Origin of the sequence: Pseudescherichia sp. L3, assembly GCF_024656065.1 — a bacterium.
Taxonomy (GTDB): Bacteria; Pseudomonadota; Gammaproteobacteria; order Enterobacterales; family Enterobacteriaceae; genus Pseudescherichia.
On the sequence record NZ_JANKYC010000001.1, the window covers coordinates 595936 to 614372 of the forward strand.

14 protein-coding genes are annotated in these 18437 nt (G+C 58.0%); 7 read left to right on the forward strand and 7 right to left on the reverse strand.

Translation table 11 applies throughout. The features are described from left to right. Positions 1-7 precede the first annotated feature (7 nt). On the forward strand, positions 8-745 hold the full coding sequence (locus NR795_RS02915; protein WP_257757048.1) for a hypothetical protein: 738 nt from the start codon (positions 8-10) through the stop codon (positions 743-745). Between the two features lie 80 nt (positions 746-825). Here NR795_RS02915 and NR795_RS02920 read toward each other — a convergent pair whose 3' ends face one another. The 4 genes from NR795_RS02920 to poxB all read right to left on the reverse strand — a co-directional run bounded on the left by NR795_RS02920 (position 826) and on the right by poxB (position 6894). After that, positions 826-2883 carry a hypothetical protein gene (locus NR795_RS02920; RefSeq protein ID WP_257757049.1) on the reverse strand — a complete coding sequence of 686 codons (2058 nt, stop codon included), beginning with the start codon at positions 2881-2883 and terminating at the stop codon, positions 826-828. Between the two features lie 96 nt (positions 2884-2979). After that, positions 2980-3993, reverse strand: coding sequence for an NAD(P)-dependent oxidoreductase (locus NR795_RS02925; protein WP_238084030.1), 1014 nt, complete (start codon positions 3991-3993; stop codon positions 2980-2982). Positions 3994-4135: 142 nt separating this feature from the next. After that, positions 4136-5137 carry a low-specificity L-threonine aldolase gene (gene ltaE, locus NR795_RS02930; RefSeq protein WP_257757050.1) on the reverse strand — a complete coding sequence of 334 codons (1002 nt, stop codon included), beginning with the start codon at positions 5135-5137 and terminating at the stop codon, positions 4136-4138. Positions 5138-5175: 38 nt separating this feature from the next. Next, complete coding sequence (poxB, locus tag NR795_RS02935) at positions 5176-6894, reverse strand: ubiquinone-dependent pyruvate dehydrogenase (protein WP_222890025.1); 1719 nt, start codon at positions 6892-6894, stop codon at positions 5176-5178. A gap of 149 nt (positions 6895-7043) precedes the next feature. Between poxB and NR795_RS02940 the strand changes: the two genes are divergently transcribed. Further along, complete coding sequence (locus NR795_RS02940) at positions 7044-7472, forward strand: DoxX family protein (RefSeq protein ID WP_103819673.1); 429 nt, start codon at positions 7044-7046, stop codon at positions 7470-7472. 46 nt (positions 7473-7518) lie between these two features. On the opposite strand, the gene hcr is transcribed toward NR795_RS02940, so the two are convergent. Further along, entirely contained in the window at positions 7519-8487 is a 969-nt protein-coding gene (hcr, locus tag NR795_RS02945) for an NADH oxidoreductase (protein WP_257757053.1), read from the reverse strand. 10 nt (positions 8488-8497) lie between these two features. Then, on the reverse strand, positions 8498-10150 hold the full coding sequence (hcp, locus tag NR795_RS02950; RefSeq protein ID WP_257757055.1) for a hydroxylamine reductase: 1653 nt from the start codon (positions 10148-10150) through the stop codon (positions 8498-8500). A 213-nt stretch (positions 10151-10363) separates the two neighbouring features. On the opposite strand from hcp, the gene NR795_RS02955 reads away from it, so the two are divergent. The 3 genes from NR795_RS02955 to macB all read left to right on the forward strand — a co-directional run bounded on the left by NR795_RS02955 (position 10364) and on the right by macB (position 15174). Continuing rightward, positions 10364-12022 carry an ATP-dependent endonuclease gene (locus tag NR795_RS02955; protein ID WP_257757057.1) on the forward strand — a complete coding sequence of 553 codons (1659 nt, stop codon included), beginning with the start codon at positions 10364-10366 and terminating at the stop codon, positions 12020-12022. Between the two features lie 96 nt (positions 12023-12118). Beyond that, positions 12119-13234 carry a macrolide transporter subunit MacA gene (macA, locus tag NR795_RS02960; protein ID WP_222890027.1) on the forward strand — a complete coding sequence of 372 codons (1116 nt, stop codon included), beginning with the start codon at positions 12119-12121 and terminating at the stop codon, positions 13232-13234. Further along, entirely contained in the window at positions 13231-15174 is a 1944-nt protein-coding gene (macB, locus tag NR795_RS02965; RefSeq protein ID WP_257757061.1) for a macrolide ABC transporter ATP-binding protein/permease MacB, read from the forward strand. The genes macA and macB overlap by 4 nt, the downstream gene beginning before the upstream one ends. 68 nt (positions 15175-15242) lie before the next feature. Here the strand turns inward: macB and cspD are convergent, their stop codons facing one another. Beyond that, on the reverse strand, positions 15243-15476 hold the full coding sequence (gene cspD, locus NR795_RS02970) for a cold shock-like protein CspD (RefSeq protein ID WP_144813047.1): 234 nt from the start codon (positions 15474-15476) through the stop codon (positions 15243-15245). 329 nt (positions 15477-15805) lie between these two features. Between cspD and clpS the strand changes: the two genes are divergently transcribed. Both clpS and clpA read left to right on the forward strand, forming a co-directional pair. Then, complete coding sequence (gene clpS / locus NR795_RS02975; protein ID WP_144813043.1) at positions 15806-16126, forward strand: ATP-dependent Clp protease adapter ClpS; 321 nt, start codon at positions 15806-15808, stop codon at positions 16124-16126. Positions 16127-16154: 28 nt separating this feature from the next. After that, positions 16155-18431: an ATP-dependent Clp protease ATP-binding subunit ClpA gene (gene clpA, locus NR795_RS02980; RefSeq protein ID WP_144813040.1), complete on the forward strand. Its 2277-nt coding sequence runs from the start codon at positions 16155-16157 to the stop codon at positions 18429-18431. The last annotated feature ends 6 nt before the right edge of the window (positions 18432-18437 follow it).

The window sequence follows — 18437 nt, forward strand, 5'->3', positions numbered from 1 at the left end:
AATAAATATGACTAATAAATTAACTGCGATTGACACGCCTGCCGCCCCGCGCGTACTCAATGCCAGCTCCGACGATAATTACACTATTGACCAGTATGATATTAAGTCGGGTCTGGTTCTGGTTATTCCAGATTATACTGATGCGCAGCCTCAAGATCTTGTAATGGTTCACTGGGGCGACTACCAGCAGGAGTATCAAATCGCTGATACAGATCAACTGCCGCTGGAGATTGACGTGCTCAATGATTATCCGCCCAGCAACCATGAGGATGGTACCTACGATGTCTACTATGTGGTTACCGACCACCTTCAGAACCAGAGAGAGTCCGACCATATCTCTCTGATTATTGATGCGGGACAGTATGTAGCGACGCTGCCTGCGCCGGTCGTCCCGGATGCTGCACCGGGCTACATCAACTATAATGCCGCGCTTGATGGTGTTGCAGTTGACATCACCTATTCCCCGATGACTGCAGGCGATGTCATTACGCTGATCATGAAGGGTTACGACAATGCGGCGAGCCTTGAATTAGCCGATATTGAGTACACCTACATCGTGACGGCAATTGATGCGCGGAAGGGCACGGTTGAGATAGATAAAATCACTCTGCAAGATATGCAGCAGATTGGCGAAAATGCCTATGCGCTGTTCTGGTACACCGTGGCGCCGGCCGATGGCTCTGCCGTTGAAACCTCAGAGACGTTCCGTACCGAGGTTGACGTGGTCCCACCGGGTGGAAATTAATTAGCTTTGTTAACAAGGCTTCCTTCGGGAAGCCTTTTTTATTACCTGCTAAAGCCACCAATAAAAAAGGCGGCCTCTTATTAATTGAACGCGCTAAATACAACAGAGCTGGAAATATACGCGCCCGAGACGTTCAGTAGCGATAGCGTGAATGAAACACTTTCCGCCGTCGCATCGATAATATCGAAACCGCCTGCATGGGTAGCGCCAATATTAATATAGGCCGTTTGTCTGCCGCTGGTGGTAATAGTGGCGCTGCTGGCCGTATTCAACGTCAACGTTGCCCGGGTAGCGGCAGAGAAGGCGCTGCTGCGAAGATAGACGCTACAGAGGCTTCTGCCATCAGCCGCTGCGCCGGTAGAGACACCGTAGTAGGCCAGTTCACCCTGGCCATAGAGCCAGAAGGTAAAAGTCATGCTGGCTCTGGCGCTCAGCTGCGGTTCGCTAATGACATAAGCGTTGATCGGCACGTTCCCGGTGGCGTAAGAGTAGACCTGTGCAAATCCAAACCCCGTTTCATCCAGCCGAACCGTTAGCGTATTGGCGCTATTAGCGTTAAACAAGGCGCCAGAGGTCGCCGAAACGGAAAGCTCTACGTCTGCGCCTGCCGGCCCCTGGAGGGTTACCGAATTCATGGGGCGAACGGGAATTGACGGCGTGTAGAGCGGTGCGCCGGTTCCGCATATCATCCTTAAACCTGCTGCCGCTGCCGTAGCGATTGTGACATCGGTAGTGGTAGAGGAGGCGATCCCCCCTTCGTTGCTAAACAGCACCTGGTAGCGGCCTTCACCATAGCCAGGCTCTACCGGAGCCATAAAGCTGGCGGGAATATGGAATATGGCCTGCTGCGCCAGGGCCTCGCTGGCACCAAGCGTGCGGGTTTCGGTCCAGGCAGTGCCTGGGATCGGGGAGGCAGGCGAGGTGATATAGCCAAACCAGAACGCCGTTACCGTATCGCCTGCCACCATGCCAGGGTAGGAAACCGTCATCTCCGTACCGTTATCGGCGTCGATCTCACTCTCGGTAATCACGCCATCATCTTCTGCCGCCGGAAAGTCGGGGGCGGGCAGCAGGGAGCAGTGCTCGGTATCCACGTTGACCTGCGCCAGCTCAGAGATGCCCGGCTGTGAGGGCGAGGCAACCTGATACCAAGCCTGTGCATAGCCGATACCTATCGGCGTGACATAGGTCGATGGCACCGTGACGGTGAAACCGGTGGTTATCTCAGTAGAGGCCACAACGTGAGCAATAACGTCATAGGCAGCCGCAATGGCCGTTCCGTTTGCAGTATAACCTTGCCAGTAGAGGGTAACGACGCTGTTGGCAACAAAGCTGCTGTTCCCCGGAACGGTAACGTCGACACCCTGGCTACATTCGGCGCAGTCAAGCCAGCCGTCGCCGCCTGCCGGAAAGAGGGGGGCTGGGTAGAGCACTGACGGTGCCATATCAATATTCACCGAGGCGCTGTCAGAGTTTTGACTCTCACCGGAGGGGCTGGCCACGGAGTACCATGCCTGAACGCTGCCTTCGCCTATCGGCATAATGTATGGTGGGGCGATAAGTACCTCGAACCCCTGCAAATCTGCGCTGGTGACGGAGTGCGTCACGCTGGTGACGCTGGCGGGTACGGCGACCCCCGTTTGATCAAAACCGACCCAGTAGAGCGTGACCAGATCGCCAGATGCAAGCCCATCGCCGGGCACTTCAACATACGTACCCTTGTTGAGCATGACGGAGCTGTAGGTAATGACATTGTTTACCGCATCGGTGAACACCGGCGGTGGCAGCGAGCCGGTATGGTTGCGATCAACAATTGCCGTGGTGATGCCTGAGGCGGCAATATTTTGATAGGCGTCGGTTGAGGTATACCAGACGCTGTGGCTGCCGTCTGGCACCAGCTTTTCTGGAACGATCACCTGCCAGGGGAACGCCGAGTCAATGTTATTTTTGGTAAGCCAGAGCGTACTGACGACCTCACCATCCCAGAACAGGCCCAGATAGTCACCCACGGCGGCATTGTTATAGCGGTTGACCTGAATATCAACGCCGCCGGACGATAAAAGCTCTACCTCATTGATATAGCCGTCATCGCTCATTTGGGGTAACGCGGGAGAGGGTAGTGCTGCTGATGTACTCATGATGCCTCCTGTTTATATAAATAGACATAAAGGTATCAGCAGCAAAAGGTGCGGAAATGGCAAAGGGTGACTGACAACGACTATAAAAAACAGCGACTAACGGTGTAGTTTGCCGTGATCCTTGAGCCACAGGGCGGTGCGCCGTATCCCCTCATCCAGCGTCACCAGCGGGGCATAGCCCAGCTCGTCGCGAGCGCGGCGGGTATCAAGGGTGAAATCAAAGTTCAGCTTTGAGACGCCGTAGTGAGTCAGGGCGGGCTCTTTAGCCCGCTTGTCACAAAAGCGCTCCATGCTGCGCGCGATGATATCCAGCATCGGGTAGGGCACCGAGCGAATACGGCAGTGGATCTCCAGCTCGTCGATCAGCCGCTGGACGATGCTGCGCAGGGTACGCCGCTCGCCGTTGGTAATGTTATAGGCGCGCCCGGACGGCAGTGCGTCACAGGTCTCCTGGCTGGCGAGCCACATAGCATGCACCGCGTTCTCGAAGTAGGTCATATCCACTAATGCATCGCCGCCGCGCGGCAGCAGCACGCTGCGGTAGTGGTGCATCATCTGCGCCAGCCGGGGAATAAACACCTTGTCGTGCGGGCCAAACAGGCTCTGCGGCCGCAGAATAGTAAAGCGGGTGTTGGGATTGGCCTGGGCCAGGAGCTGGATCACCTCTTCCGCAGCGGCTTTGCTGCGGGCAAACTCGTTGGCAAACCGCGCCGGGCGAAAGTTCTCGTCAATATCATGATGGTGATGATAATCGAAATAGAGCGACGGCGAGGAGACGTGGATAAAGTTGCGCACGCCCCATGCCACGGCCCACTCACCGAGGCGGCGGGTCGCTCGCACGTTGGCGAGGTCGAACGCTTCCTGCGTGCCCCAGGGGGAGGTAAAGCTGGAGCAGTGCCAGAGCGTGTCGACGCCAGCCAGCATCACCTTTGCCTGAGAGGAGACAAGCTCGGTCAGATCGGCCTGGACGAACTCCGCGCCCATCTTTTGCAGCAGCTTGCCCATCGCCTCATTGCGACCGCTTGCTCTGACGCTCACGCCTCTCTGACGCAGATACTCGACCGCGTTGCGGCCTAAACCGCTGGTTGCGCCGGTGACCAGAACCTTCATAGCAATCCACTGTGTTGAAAAGAATTTCGTGCGCATTCTTCCGTGAATTACGCCGCTATGCAATGGAAAGATGACAGATAAAAGCCCGATTTCGGACTTTATCTGTCAAATATTCTACATCTTGCACAATCTTAAGCGGTGTTTAACGTTTCAGGAACGCCTGCCAGTGGTTAACCAACTCTTCCAGCTGTGCGCGACTGACGTCGAGATGGGTAACGATGCGGACGATCGGTGACGCGTTGAGCAGCACGCCGCGCGCCTGCATAAACTCGCCAAGAGCCGCGGCGTTCTGCTCGCCTACGCGGACAAACAGCATATTGGTATCGTGACGCATAACGTCAGCGCCAATTTCCCGCAGCTGCGCCGCCAGCCATGCGGCATTAGCGTGATCTTCTTTCAGACGCTCGACGTTGTTCTTCAGCGCAAACAGGCCCGCCGCTGCCAGGAACCCCGCCTGGCGCATGCCGCCGCCGGTCATTTTGCGCCAGCGGTTAGCGCGCTTGATATATTCATGGCTGCCTACCAGCAGCGAACCAACCGGCGTGCCGAGGCCTTTTGAGAGGCAGATGGTAAAGGTATCGCAGTATTGGGCGATCTCTTTTAACGGGCAGCCATACTCCACCACCGCATTGAAGATGCGTGCGCCGTCAACGTGCAGCGCCAGGCCTTTCTCACGGGTAAAGTGCCACGCCTCAGCGAGATAGTCACGCGGCAACACCTTGCCGTTGTGAGTGTTCTCTAAGCTCAGCAGGCGGGTACGGGCAAAGTGAATATCGTCCGGCTTGATCTTCGCCGCTACCTTATCCAGCGGCAGCGAGCCGTCCGGGCTGGCGTCGATAGGCTGAGGCTGAATACTGCCCAGCACCGCCGCGCCGCCAGCCTCATAGAGATAGTTGTGTGCTCCCTGACCCACGATATACTCCTCACCGCGCTCGCAATGGCTAAGCAGCGCCACCAGGTTGGCTTGGGTGCCGGTAGGCAGAAACAGCGCTGCCTCTTTGCCGGCAAGCTCGGCGGCGTAGCGCTGTAGTTCATTAACGGTGGGATCGTCACCATACACGTCGTCCCCGACCGGGGCGGCCATCATCGCTTTCATCATGGCGCGGCTCGGTCGGGTCACGGTATCACTACGTAAATCAATCACGGCACTTCCTTATCATCTTCAGGATCGTGCCATCTGTTTTACCTGAGCCAGTTGGTTTTCGCCAGTTCCACGACCTCATCGCCGCGACCGTTGATGATGGCGCGGAGCATATAGAGGCTGAAGCCCTTGGCCTGCTCAAGCTTGATCTGCGGCGGAATAGAGAGCTCCTCTTTTGCCACCGTCACGTCCACCAGCACCGGTCCCTCGGTGGCAAACGCACGCTGCAGGGCGCTGTCGACGTCAGCGGACTTCTCGACGCGGATGCCGGTAATACCGCACGCCTCTGCGATGCGGGCGAAGTTGGTCTCATGCAGGTCGGTTCCGTCCGTCAGATATCCTCCGGCCTTCATCTCCATCGCCACGAAGCCCAGCACGCTGTTGTTAAAGACGATGATTTTTACCGGCAGGTTCATCTGCGCCAGGGAGAGAAAATCGCCCATCAGCATGCTGAACCCGCCGTCGCCGCACATCGCCACTACCTGACGGCTGGGATGCGTCGCCTGCGCTCCCAGCGCCTGCGGCATGGCGTTGGCCATTGAGCCATGGTTGAAGGAGCCAAGCAGGCGGCGCTTGCCGTTCATCTTCAGGTAGCGGGCGGCCCACACCGTTGGCGTTCCCACGTCGCAGGTGAAGATGGCGTCGTCATCAGCAAAATCGCTGATCCGCTGGGCGAGGTATTGCGGGTGAATGACCTTGCTGCTGGGCTTCGCCAGGTCGTCCAGGCCCTTGCGGGCGTCGCGGTAGTCTTCCAGCGCTTTATCAAGGAAGCGGCGGTCGGTTTTCTCCTCCAGGTGCGGCAGCAGGGCAGCCAGCGTGGCTTTGATATCGCCCACCAGAGCCATGTCTACTTTGCTGTGCGCGCCAATGCTGGCCGGGTTGATATCGATCTGGATAATTTTTGCATCGGTGGGGTAGAAGGCCCGGTAGGGGAACTGGGTGCCGAGCAATATCACCGTGTCAGCGTTCATCATGGCATGGAAGCCGGATGAGAAGCCGATCAGCCCGGTCATGCCCACGTCGTAGGGGTTGTCATACTCCACGTGCTCTTTGCCGCGCATGGCATGGATAATCGGTGCTTTCAGCTTTTCGGCAAAGGCAAGCAGCTCGTCATGGGCCCCGGCACAGCCGCTGCCGCACATCAGGGCGATATTGCTGGAGTAGCGCAGCAGCTGGGCGAGCTTGTGCAGCTCTGTTTCGGTGGGGGTCACCACCGGCTGCGGGGCGCTATACCAGTGGCTGCTGGCGCTCTCCGGCGCGGGCTTCAGCGCCACGTCGCCGGGCAGGACGATCACCGAGACGCCGCGATTGAGGATCGCCTTACGCATGGCGATGGCTAACACCTGCGGGATCTGCTCCGGGCTGGAGACCAGCTCGCAGTAGTGGCTGCACTCGCGGAACAGCTCCTGCGGGTGGGTCTCCTGGAAGTAGCCGCTGCCAATTTCGCTGGAGGGAATATGCGCCGCAATCGCCACCACCGGCACGTGGTTGCGGTGGCAGTCAAAGAGGCCGTTGATCAGATGCAGGTTGCCTGGCCCGCATGAGCCTGCACACACCGCCAGCTCGCCCGTCAGCTGCGCTTCTGCCCCGGCGGCAAAGGCGGCGACCTCTTCATGACGGGTCGACATCCATTCGATAGTGCCCATCTTGTTGAGGCTATCGCTCAGCCCATTCAGTGAATCACCGGTAACGCCCCAGATGCGTTTTACCCCGGCTTGCTCAAGCGTTTTGGCGATATAAGCGGCGACGGTTTGTTTCATCTTGTCATCTCCATTTTGTGATGTTGGTAACAAGCTTAGATGAAAAAGCGCAAACGAAGCGCCGTTGCCCCTTTATTTGCTGTGGCTTTTCGGTAACTAAACGTAAGATGATTTTTGCCAATGGGTAATGAAAACAGGAATCATTTCAAATGGTTAAATCAATGTTAAATGCGGTTAATAGAATGTGTGCACATGAAGATGCAGGCCGTTTTTTACTGCGTCTGACGGTGGGTGGGCTGATGCTGTTTCACGGCCTGCACAAGCTGATTGACGGTGTGGATGGCATCAGCGGCATGCTGGTGGCGAAGGGGCTGCCGGGGTTTATCGCCTACGGCGTGCTGGTTGGGGAGGTGGTGGCACCGGTGCTGATTATTCTCGGCATCTTCACCCGCCCGGCGGCGCTGGTGCTGGCCTTTACGATGATCGTTGCCTGGATGATGGTAGGGGTGAATATTACCGGACAGCTGGATAAAACCGGTGCCTGGGCGATTGAGAGCATGGTCTACTTCTTTATCGCGGCGCTGGCGGTGGCTTTCTTAGGCGCCGGACGCTACTCCGTGGCACCAAAATATTCATAATTCTGCAAGGCCCGGTAAGCATAGCGCCACCGGGCATTTACCTTACTCAGGCAAGCACTAAATCACTCTGCGGCTGGCAGGAGCAGGCCAGCACGTAGCCCTCTGCAACCTCGGCATCGGTCAGCGTCATGGTGCTGGTCACCGCATACTCCCCGGCGACCACCTTCGTTTTACAGCAGCCGCACACGCCTGCCCGGCAGGCCACGTTAACCGGAACCTTATTGCTCTCCATCGCCTCCAGCAGGGTCGTACCGACCGGCGCGTAAAATTCCCGCGCCAGCTGCAAGGCGCTGATCTTCAGCCCACTGCTGGCCGCCGCTGTGACCGGCACAAAGAACTGCTCTTTGTAGAAACGCGTTACGCCCAGCGATTTCACCGTGTTTTCCACCCACGCCATGTAGGGCGCAGGGCCGCAGGTCATCACGGTGCGCGAGGCGAGATCCGGCACGCTCTGCAGCAGCTCGGTGGTCAACCGACCGGGAATAAACCCTGAAGTGGCGTTGTGCTCGGCCAGCAGGGTGACCGGATAGTCACGCCACTCGTCGGCGAAGATGACGTCCTGCGGCGAGCGCACGCTGAAGAGAGTCTGCACGTCGGCCTGCGGGCGGTGTTTCGCCAGCCAGCGGCGCATCGACATAATCGGCGTAACGCCGCAGCCTGCCGCCAGCAGTAGCACCCGGTCGCCAGGCTTATCGTCACAGGTAAACTCACCCTGGGCGTCAGAGAGCCAGATATAGTCCCCGCGTTTTACCTCCTGCGTCAGCCACTGCGAGCCTACGCCGTCGTCAAGACGGCGCACGGTCAGCGTAATGTACTCGCTTACCCCCGGCGTAGAGGAGAGCGTATAGGCGCGTAGGGTATCGGCGGCGTTGCCGATGCTGACCAGAGCATACTGTCCGGCACGGTACGGATAGTAGTCGTGGCACAGCAGAGAGAGCGTCCAGACATCCGGCGTCTCCTGGTGAATGTGGTGAACCTGCATCCGCCACGGACACTGTGAGGTTGGCATCGTCATTATCTCCTCCTTACGCGCTCAGCAGCTGCTGCATATCTTGTTCAACGGTGGTGACCGAACGCAGGCCAAACTTCTCGTTCAGCACCGCCAGCAGATCCGGGGTCAGGAAGCCCGGTGCGGTTGGACCGGTAACGATATTGGTGACGCCCAGAGAGAGCAGGGTCAGCAGGATCACAATCGCTTTCTGCTCGAACCACGAGAGCACCAGCGACAGAGGCAGGTCGTTGACTCCGCAGCCCAGCTTCTCTGCCAGGGTCACCGCCAGAATAATCGCCGAGTAGGCGTCGTTGCACTGACCGGCATCCACCAGGCGCGGCAGCCCTTCGATGTTGCCAAAGTCGAGCTTGTTAAAGCGGTACTTACCGCAGGCCAGGGTGAGGATCAGGCAATCTTCCGGCACGCTGGTGGCGAAGTCGGTAAAGTAGCTACGCTCCCCGCGTGCGCCGTCGCAGCCGCCCACCAGGAAGATATGGCGAAGCTTCTCCCTGCTCACCAGGTCGATCAGCGTATCGGCCGCGCCGAGCAGGGTTTGACGGCCAAAGCCGACGGTGATCAGGTGTTCAATTTCGCTGTAGGGGAAGCCCGCCATCTGCTGGGCCTGGGCGATCACCGGCGCAAAATCATCACCTTCGAGGTGGCTTACACCCGGCCAGCCGACGATGCTGCGGGTCCAGATACGATCGTCATAGGCACCCGGAGCCGGGTCAATGATGCAGTTGGAGGTCATCACGATGGGGCCAGGGAAGCGGGCAAACTCCACCTGCTGGTTCTGCCAGCCGCTGCCGTAGTTACCTACCAGATGTTTATACTTACGCAGTTCCGGATAGCCGTGCGCTGGCAGCATTTCGCCGTGGGTATAGACGTTCACGCCTGTGCCCTCGGTCTGCTGCAACAGGTTGTGCAGATCCTTCAGATCGTGGCCGGAGATCAGAATAGATTTCCCGGCTACCGCCTTGACGTTAACCTGGGTGGGGGTCGGATGGCCATAGGCGTTGGTCTCTCCGGCATCGAGGATGCTCATCACCTGGAAGTTCATCTGGCCGATCTCCATGGCGCACGCCAGCAGAGCATTCATATCCGCAGGCCAGGTGCCCAGCCACGCCATGATTTTATGGTACTGAGCGTAGATGGCGTTGTCGTACTGGCCGAGCACGTGGGCATGCTCCATGTAGGCTGCCGCCCCTTTCAGGCCGTAGAGGCAGAGCAGGCGCAGGCCAAGAATATTGTCGCCGATTTCGGCTTTGTCTTTGTTCGGGGTAAAGACAGCGGCCTGGCGCTGAAGCTCGCCCAGGTCGTCGCTGATCAGCTGTAATCCCGCCATCGGGTTATCAACGGAGGCGGTGGGATCGATGCTCAGGCACAGCGCTTTCAGCGCCTCGCGTTTGGCGATAGCTTCCTGGGCATAACCGACGATGCGCGGTGAATCAAAGTTCACGTTGGTGAGGGTGGAGAAGAAGGCGCGCGGGGAGAAGCTATCGATCTCATGATCGATCAGATCGTAGTCGCGGGCTTTCAGCGCCCAGGCGGACAAGCCTTGCAGCGCTGCGATCAAGAGATCCTGTAGGTCAGAGGTCTCTGCGGTTTTACCGCACATACCCTGCGCATAGGAGCAGCCGTTGCCAGCCGGGGTACGGATAGTTTGTTCACATTGCACACAAAACATAGTCACACCTATAAAGTTATATTTTAAATACATGTTTAAGATTATGCCCCGGCGAAAGGCGGTGAAAGCGATATTTATGCTATCTGAAGGGAGATTGATTTAGCGCAATTTTATTGACGGGCAGCTAAGCCTAAAGGGGTATCAGGGGGAATAATATCGTTAAGCATCCCGCAAATTTATGTAATGATTAAAAAACACTCTGTGGGAGGCGAAATGCGACTTGAGCGGGTAGAGATTGTAGGGTTTCGCGGCATTAATCGTTTGTCGCTGATGCTGGAGCACAATAACGTGCTGATAGGGGAAAATGCGTGGGGAAAATCGAGCCTGCTGGATGCGCTCACGCTTCTGCTCTCACCGGAAACAGAACTGTATACGTTTACCCGCAATGACTTCTGGTTTCCCCCCGGTGATATGCAGGGTCGCGAGCGCCACCTGCATATCATTCTGACCTTTTGTGAAGCCGAGCCGGGTAACTATCGTGCCCGTCGCTATCGCCCGCTGGCGAACTGCATGGCTCAGGGAACGGATGGCTATCGGCGGATTTTCTATCGTCTCGAAGCAGAGCAGACTCATGAGGGTCATGTCACCACCCGCCGCAGTTTTCTGGATGCCGAGGGCCAGACGCTGACGCTGACGGAAGCCGATGGCCTGGCACAGCACCTGGTCCGGCTGATGCCGGTTCTGCGCCTGCGCGATGCCCGTTTTATGCGCCGTATTCGCAACGGTAGCGTGCCGGATCTGCCGGAGGTGGACTTCACCGCCCGTCAGCTCGACGTGCTGGCCCACGATCTGGTTTCGCGCCCGCAAAACCTCAGCGACGGGCAGATCCGTCAGGGGCTATCGGCGATGGTGCAGCTGCTGGAGCACTATTTTGCTGAGCAGGGCACCGGTGAATCGCGCCAGCGCCTGATGCGCCGCCGCTCCCACGATGAGCAGCGCAGCTGGCGCTATCTTGATATCATCAACCGAATGATCGACAGGCCCGGCGGCCGCAGCCATCGGGTGATCCTGCTGGGCCTGTTCGCCACCCTGTTAAAAGCCAAGGGAACCGTGCAGCTGGACAGGGACGCGCGCCCGCTGCTGCTAATTGAAGATCCCGAGACACGCTTGCACCCGATTATGCTCTCGGTGGCCTGGCACCTGCTCAACCTGCTGCCGCTCCAGCGTATTACCACCACCAACTCCGGGGAGCTGCTCTCCCTGACGCCCGTCGAGCACCTCTGTCGGCTGGTGCGCGAGGCCTCGCGGGTCGCTGCCTGGCGGCTGGGGCCGGGCGGGCTAAGCGCGGAGGATGGCCGCCGCATCGCCTTTCATATTCGTGCCAACCGTCCCTCGTCGCTCTTTGCCCGCTGCTGGCTGCTGGTAGAGGGGGAGACCGAGACCTGGACCATCAGCGAACTGGCCCGTCAGTGCGGTCACCACTTCGATGCTGAAGGGATTAAGGTGATTGAGTTTGCTCAGTCCGGCCTCAGGCCGCTGGTAAAGTTTGCCCGGCGGATGGGCATCGCGTGGCATGTGCTGGTCGATGGCGACGAGGCGGGGAAAAAATACGCCGCCACGGTGCGCAGCCTGCTCGATAATGACAAGGCGCTGGAGCGGGAGCATTTAACGGTGCTGCCCGCCCTTGATATGGAGCATTTCATGTACCGCCAGGGCTTCGCTGATGTCTATCACCGCGTGGCCCAGCTGCCTGAGGGGATCCGCATGAACGAGCGGCGGGTGATCGTTAAAGCGATTCACCGCTCCTCCAAGCCGGACCTGGCCATCGAGGTGGCGCTGGAGGCGGGACGGCGCGGCGTAGAGGCGGTTCCGCCGCTGTTACGCAGCATGTTCTCCCGCGTGCTGTGGCTGGCGCGTGGACGGGCAGACTAATCCTGAAACGTTGAGGCAAAAAAAGAGAGGGTTTCAGCGGCAGGCGGTTCATATAGAATTGTTTCAGTGTAGTCAGGTTAACTATCCGGAATTTTTATGAATCTTAAGGGAAAACGCAGGAAGATTTACGTCGCGCTGGCGCTGCTCCTGCTGATCGTTGCCGTTTGGGGATGGCAGAAGCTCAACGCGCCGATCGCGCAATACCAGACGCTGATCGTCCGACCTGGGGAGCTTCAGCAGAGCGTGCTGGCGACAGGCAAGCTGGATGCCTTGCGCAAGGTTGACGTAGGTGCCCAGGTGAGCGGGCAGCTGAAAACCCTGTCGGTTAACATCGGCGACAAGGTGAAAAAGGATCAGCTGCTGGGGGTGATCGATCCCGAGCAGGCGCAGAACCAGATCCGTGAAGTAGAGGCAACCCTAATGGAGCTGCGGGCCCAGCGCCGTCAGGCGGAGGCGGAGAAGCGGCTGGCGGCGGTCACCCTCTCCCGTCAGCAGCAGCTGGCCAGGACCCAGGCGGTATCACGCCAGGATCTCGACAGCGCCGCCACTGAGCTGGCGGTAAAAGAGGCGCAGACCGGTACCATCGAAGCGCAGATCAAGCGTAACCAGGCCACGCTCGACACGGCAAAAACCAACCTCGACTACACGCGGATTATCGCCCCGATGGCGGGAGAGGTGACGCAGATTACGACCCTGCAAGGCCAGACGGTGATCGCCGCCCAGCAGGCGCCAAACATTCTCACCCTGGCGGATATGAGCACCATGCTGGTCAAAGCCCAGGTTTCAGAAGCGGACGTTATTCACCTCAAGCCGGGGCAGAAGGCGTGGTTCACCGTACTGGGGGATCCGCTGACGCGTTACGAAGGGGTGCTGAAGGATATTCTGCCGACGCCAGAGAAGGTTAACGACGCCATCTTCTACTATGCGCGTTTTGAGGTGCCGAATCCGCAAGGGGTACTGCGTCTGGAGATGACCGCTCAGGTCCATATTCAACTCTCGACGGTGAAAAACGTGCTGACCATTCCGCTGGCGGCGCTGGGTGAACCCATTGGCGATAACCGTTACAAGGTCACGCTGCTGCGCAACGGTGAAACCCGCGAGCGGGAGGTAACGCTTGGGGCGCGCAACGATACCGACGCTGAAGTCGTGAAAGGCCTGGAGGAGGGCGATGAGGTCGTCATCGACCAGGATAACGCCGGAGCCGCACCATGACGACCCTGCTTGAGCTGCGGGATATTCGCCGCAGCTACCCCTCAGGCGAAGGCATGGTTGAGGTGCTGAAAGGTGTCACCCTGGATATCGTCGCCGGTGAGATGGTGGCCATCGTGGGCGCATCCGGCTCGGGTAAATCGACCCTGATGAATATCCTTGGCTGCCTGGATAAACCCACCATCGGCAGCTACCGGGTGGCGGGAGTGGACGTCGCCACGCTGGACGGTGACGCGCTGGCCCGCCTGCGCCGGGAGCATTTCGGCTTTATCTTCCAGCGCTACCATCTGCTCTCCCACCTGACGGCGGCGCAGAACGTGGAGGTACCTGCGGTCTACGCGGGTACCGAGCGCAAAGCACGGCTGGCCCGCGCCAATGCGCTGCTGAAGCGGCTGGGGCTGGCGGAGCGGGAGAGCTATCAGCCTTCTCAGCTCTCCGGCGGCCAGCAGCAGCGCGTCAGTATTGCCAGGGCGCTGATGAACGGTGGGCAGGTGATCCTCGCCGATGAGCCCACCGGGGCGTTGGATAGCCATTCGGGAGAGGAGGTCATGGCTATCCTCCATCAGCTGCGCGATGCGGGCCACACGGTGATTATCGTCACCCACGATCCGCAGGTGGCGGCGCAGGCTGAGCGGATCGTTGAGATCCGCGACGGCGAGATTATCCGCAATCCACCGCCAGCGGTGAAGCCGGAAGCCGTCCGCCAGCAGCCCAGCGTCCAGCCCGATAACGGCTGGAAGCAGTTCAGCAGTGGTTTTCGTGAGGCATTGACCATGGCGTGGCGGGCGATGGCGGCCAATAAGATGCGTACCCTACTGACCATGCTGGGGATTATTATCGGCATCGCCTCGGTGGTGTCGATTGTGGTGGTAGGGGATGCCGCCAAACAGCTGGTGCTGGCAGATATCCGCGCCATCGGGACCAACACCATTGACGTCTATCCAGGGAAAGATTTTGGCGATGACGATCCGCAGTACCAGCAGGCGCTGAAATATGACGATCTGATTGCTATCCAGAAGCAGCCCTGGGTTCGCTCGGCGACCCCGGCGGTATCCCAGAACCTGCGCCTGCGCTACGGCGGGACCGACGTGGCCGCCAGCGCTAACGGCGTCAGCGGGCAGTATTTTAACGTCTACGGGATGACCTTCAGCGAGGGGACCACCTTCAACGATCAGCAGCTTACCGGCCGCGCCCAGGTCGTGATCCTGGACGAGAATACCCGACGTCAGCTCTTTCCCAATAAGGCCAAAGTCGTGGGTGAAATTGTGCTGGTGGGCAACATGCCAGCGACGGTGATCGGCGTAGCCCAGGAGAAGCAGAGCATGTTCGGCAGCAGCAAGATCCTGCGCGTCTGGCTGCCTTATTCCACCATGTCAGGACGCATTATGGGCCAGTCCTGGCTGAACTCCATCACCGTGCGGGTGAACGAAGGTTACAGCAGCGAACGTGCTGAACTTCAGCTGACGCGACTGCTTACCCTGCGTCATGGCAAAAAAGATTTCTTCACCTGGAACATGGATGGGATCTTGAAAACCGCAGAAAAGACCACACGTACTCTTCAGCTTTTCCTGACGCTGGTGGCGGTGATCTCCCTGCTGGTGGGGGGCATCGGTGTGATGAATATCATGCTGGTTTCGGTCACCGAGCGCACCCGGGAGATTGGCATCCGCATGGCGGTGGGGGCGCGTAAAACCGACGTGCTGTCACAGTTTTTGATTGAGGCAGTACTGGTCTGCCTGGTGGGGGGCGCATTAGGCGTCTGCCTGTCGATGCTCATTGCCTTTACGCTTCAGCTCTTTTTACCCGGCTGGGAGATCGGCTTCTCCCCGGTTGCGCTGATTACGGCGTTTGTCTGCTCAACCTTTACCGGGGTGCTGTTTGGCTGGCTGCCGGCGCGCAACGCCGCCCGACTCGATCCGGTTGAGGCGCTGGCGCGGGAGTAGGGTGATAAAAATGCCAGCGTGTGGCTGGCATTTTAGGTGCAGGATGTACACAATTAAACTAAGCGGCGTCAGGCAACGGCCTCGACGAACGCCACGGCTTCAACGGGCACGATGACGCTGGCATGATTGCCTTTCGGCCCCTGGTGTACATCAAACTGGACGGTTTGTCCTGCCTTGAGCGTTCTGTAACCCTCCATCTGGATGGTAGAGTAGTGGGCGAAGATATCTTCGCCGCCGCCCTCAGGGCAGATAAAACCGAACCCTTTAGCATTGTTGAACCATTTAACAGTACCCGTTTCCATGCTTCGACATCCTTCGTTAATCTTCTTTGAGTAAGATGGAATGAACCGGTGGCAGAGTCTGGGTTTGTTCAAAACCTCGCCAACTCTCGCCTGTACAATTTAGATAAATCGGGGTTAGCGTCAAGCGTTTGGCAGCGTCCAGCAGGATGATTCACTCGAAAATTTGAAGCAGTTAACGCTATTGCCTGGGTTTGTGACAGGCCTCGCGAATAGCAATGATAGATGTTAGTTATTTGGATCCTGATGTAGATTCAAAATGCATCTAGACTCAAGTCAACGACAGGGTGCACTCTGTCGGAAATGGCAACCTTAGATGAAAGCGAACAACGATGGGTAAGTCTAATAATTGGCTGGATTTTGACCAATTGACGGCGGATAAGCTGCGCGAAGGGCTAAAACCGCCATCTATGTATAAAGTTATGTTAATGAACGATGATTACACGCCGATGGAATTTGTTATTGACGTGCTACAAAAGTTCTTTTCTTATGATGTAGAACGCGCTACGCAATTGATGCTCACGGTTCACTATCACGGGAAAGCCATCTGCGGCATTTTCACTGCTGAAGTAGCAGAGACCAAGGTGGAGATGGTGAACAAATACGCCCGGGAGAACGAACATCCGTTGTTGTGTACGCAGGAACTCGCCTGATTAAGGCAAACTATTGAGGGGGTGCCCAATGCTCAACCAGGAACTGGAACTCAGTTTAAATATGGCTTTCGCCAGAGCGCGCGAGCACCGACATGAGTTTATGACCGTAGAGCACTTATTGCTGGCTCTGCTCAGCAACCCATCGGCTCGCGAGGCGCTTGAAGCGTGCTCTGTCGATCTGGTGGCGCTGCGTCAGGAACTCGAAGCCTTCATCGAACAAACCACACCGGTGCTGCCCGTCAGCGAAGAGGAGCGCGATACGCAACCGACGCTCAGCTTCCAGCGTGTACTGCAGCGCGCGGTATTCCACGTTCAGTCCTCCGGCCGCAGCGAAGTGACCGGCGCGAACGTCCTGGTCGCCATCTTTAGCGAACAGGAGTCTCAGGCTGCCTATCTGCTGCGTAAGCATGAGGTGAGCCGTCTCGACGTGGTGAACTTTATCTCCCACGGCACGCGGAAAGATGAACCGAATCAGGCTTCCGATCCCGGCAGCCAGGCAAATCACGAAGAGCAGGCAGGCGGGGAGGAACGTATGGAAAACTTCACCACCAATCTCAATCAGCTTGCTCGTGTCGGCGGCATTGACCCGCTGATCGGTCGCGAAAGGGAGCTTGAGCGAGCTATCCAGGTGCTGTGCCGTCGCCGCAAAAACAACCCGCTGCTGGTGGGTGAGTCTGGCGTCGGTAAAACGGCGATTGCCGAAGGCCTTGCCTGGCGTATTGTGCAGGGCGATGTGCCGGAAGTGATGGCCGACTGCACTATCTACTCGCTGGATATTGGCTCGCTGCTGGCCGGCACCAAGTACCGCGGTGACTTTGAGAAACGTTTCAAGGCGCTGCTGAAGCAGCTCGAACAGGACAGCAACAGCATTCTGTTTATCGACGAGATCCACACCATTATCGGGGCGGGTGCCGCGTCGGGTGGACAGGTTGATGCCGCAAACCTGATCAAACCGCTGCTCTCCAGCGGCAAGATCCGCGTGATGGGCTCTACCACCTATCAAGAGTTCAGCAACATCTTTGAGAAAGACCGTGCTCTGGCGCGTCGCTTCCAGAAAATTGATATCACCGAGCCGTCTGTCGAAGAGACGGTACAGATTATCAACGGCCTGAAGCCGAAGTATGAAGCGCACCACGACGTGCGTTATACCGCGAAAGCGGTGCGTGCGGCGGTGGAGCTGGCGGTGAAATACATTAACGACCGCCATCTGCCGGATAAGGCTATCGACGTGATTGACGAGGCCGGAGCGCGTGCGCGTCTGATGCCGGTTAGCAAGCGTAAAAAAACCATCAACGTGGCGGATATCGAAACGGTGGTGGCCCGCATCGCACGTATTCCTGAGAAGAGCGTTTCCCAGAGCGATCGCGATACGCTGAAGAGCCTCGGCGAGCGCCTGAAAATGCTGGTCTTTGGTCAGGATAAAGCCATTGAGGCCTTAACCGAAGCCATTAAGATGAGCCGCGCCGGACTCGGTCAGGATCACAAGCCAGTAGGCTCGTTCCTGTTTGCCGGACCGACCGGGGTCGGTAAAACCGAAGTCACGGTTCAGCTCTCCAAAGCGCTGGGTATCGAGCTGCTGCGCTTTGATATGTCCGAGTATATGGAGCGTCATACCGTGAGCCGCCTGATTGGTGCGCCTCCGGGATACGTAGGTTTCGATCAGGGCGGTCTGTTAACGGACGCGGTGATCAAGCATCCGCATGCGGTACTGCTGCTCGATGAGATCGAGAAGGCGCACCCGGACGTCTTTAACCTGCTGCTGCAGGTGATGGATAACGGTACCCTGACCGATAACAACGGGCGCAAAGCGGACTTCCGTAACGTGGTGCTGGTGATGACCACCAACGCCGGGGTACGCGAAACCGAGCGTAAATCTATCGGCCTGATCCACCAGGACAACAGCACCGATGCGATGGAAGAGATCAAAAAGATCTTTACGCCGGAGTTCCGTAACCGTCTCGACAACATTATCTGGTTCGATCACCTCTCTACCGAGGTTATTCATCAGGTGGTGGATAAGTTTATCGTCGAGCTTCAGGTGCAGCTGGATCAGAAAGGCGTCTCGCTGGAGGTCAGTCAGGAAGCACGCGACTGGCTGGCAGAGAAGGGTTACGATCGCGCCATGGGTGCACGTCCAATGGCACGCGTGATTCAGGACAACCTGAAAAAACCGCTGGCCAACGAGCTGCTGTTTGGAACGCTGGTGGACGGTGGTCAGGTGACGGTCGAGCTGGACGCCGAGAAAAACGAACTGCTCTACGACTTCCAGGGTGCGCAGAAGCACAAGCCGGAAGCGGCGCATTAATCTCTC

Excerpts from the sequence above, each read along its gene's own strand:
- NR795_RS02915 (WP_257757048.1), top strand. The coding sequence starts at position 8 with ATGACTAATAAATTAACTGCGATTGACACGCCTGCCGCCCCGCGCGTA.
- NR795_RS02920 (WP_257757049.1), bottom strand. The coding sequence starts at position 2,883 with ATGAGTACATCAGCAGCACTACCCTCTCCCGCGTTACCCCAAATGAGC.
- NR795_RS02925 (WP_238084030.1), bottom strand. The coding sequence starts at position 3,993 with ATGAAGGTTCTGGTCACCGGCGCAACCAGCGGTTTAGGCCGCAACGCG.
- poxB (WP_222890025.1), bottom strand. The coding sequence starts at position 6,894 with ATGAAACAAACCGTCGCCGCTTATATCGCCAAAACGCTTGAGCAAGCC.
- NR795_RS02940 (WP_103819673.1), top strand. The coding sequence starts at position 7,044 with ATGGTTAAATCAATGTTAAATGCGGTTAATAGAATGTGTGCACATGAA.
- hcr (WP_257757053.1), bottom strand. The coding sequence starts at position 8,487 with ATGACGATGCCAACCTCACAGTGTCCGTGGCGGATGCAGGTTCACCAC.
- hcp (WP_257757055.1), bottom strand. The coding sequence starts at position 10,150 with ATGTTTTGTGTGCAATGTGAACAAACTATCCGTACCCCGGCTGGCAAC.
- NR795_RS02955 (WP_257757057.1), top strand. The coding sequence starts at position 10,364 with ATGCGACTTGAGCGGGTAGAGATTGTAGGGTTTCGCGGCATTAATCGT.
- macA (WP_222890027.1), top strand. The coding sequence starts at position 12,119 with ATGAATCTTAAGGGAAAACGCAGGAAGATTTACGTCGCGCTGGCGCTG.
- macB (WP_257757061.1), top strand. The coding sequence starts at position 13,231 with ATGACGACCCTGCTTGAGCTGCGGGATATTCGCCGCAGCTACCCCTCA.
- cspD (WP_144813047.1), bottom strand. The coding sequence starts at position 15,476 with ATGGAAACGGGTACTGTTAAATGGTTCAACAATGCTAAAGGGTTCGGT.
- clpS (WP_144813043.1), top strand. The coding sequence starts at position 15,806 with ATGGGTAAGTCTAATAATTGGCTGGATTTTGACCAATTGACGGCGGAT.
- clpA (WP_144813040.1), top strand. The coding sequence starts at position 16,155 with ATGCTCAACCAGGAACTGGAACTCAGTTTAAATATGGCTTTCGCCAGA.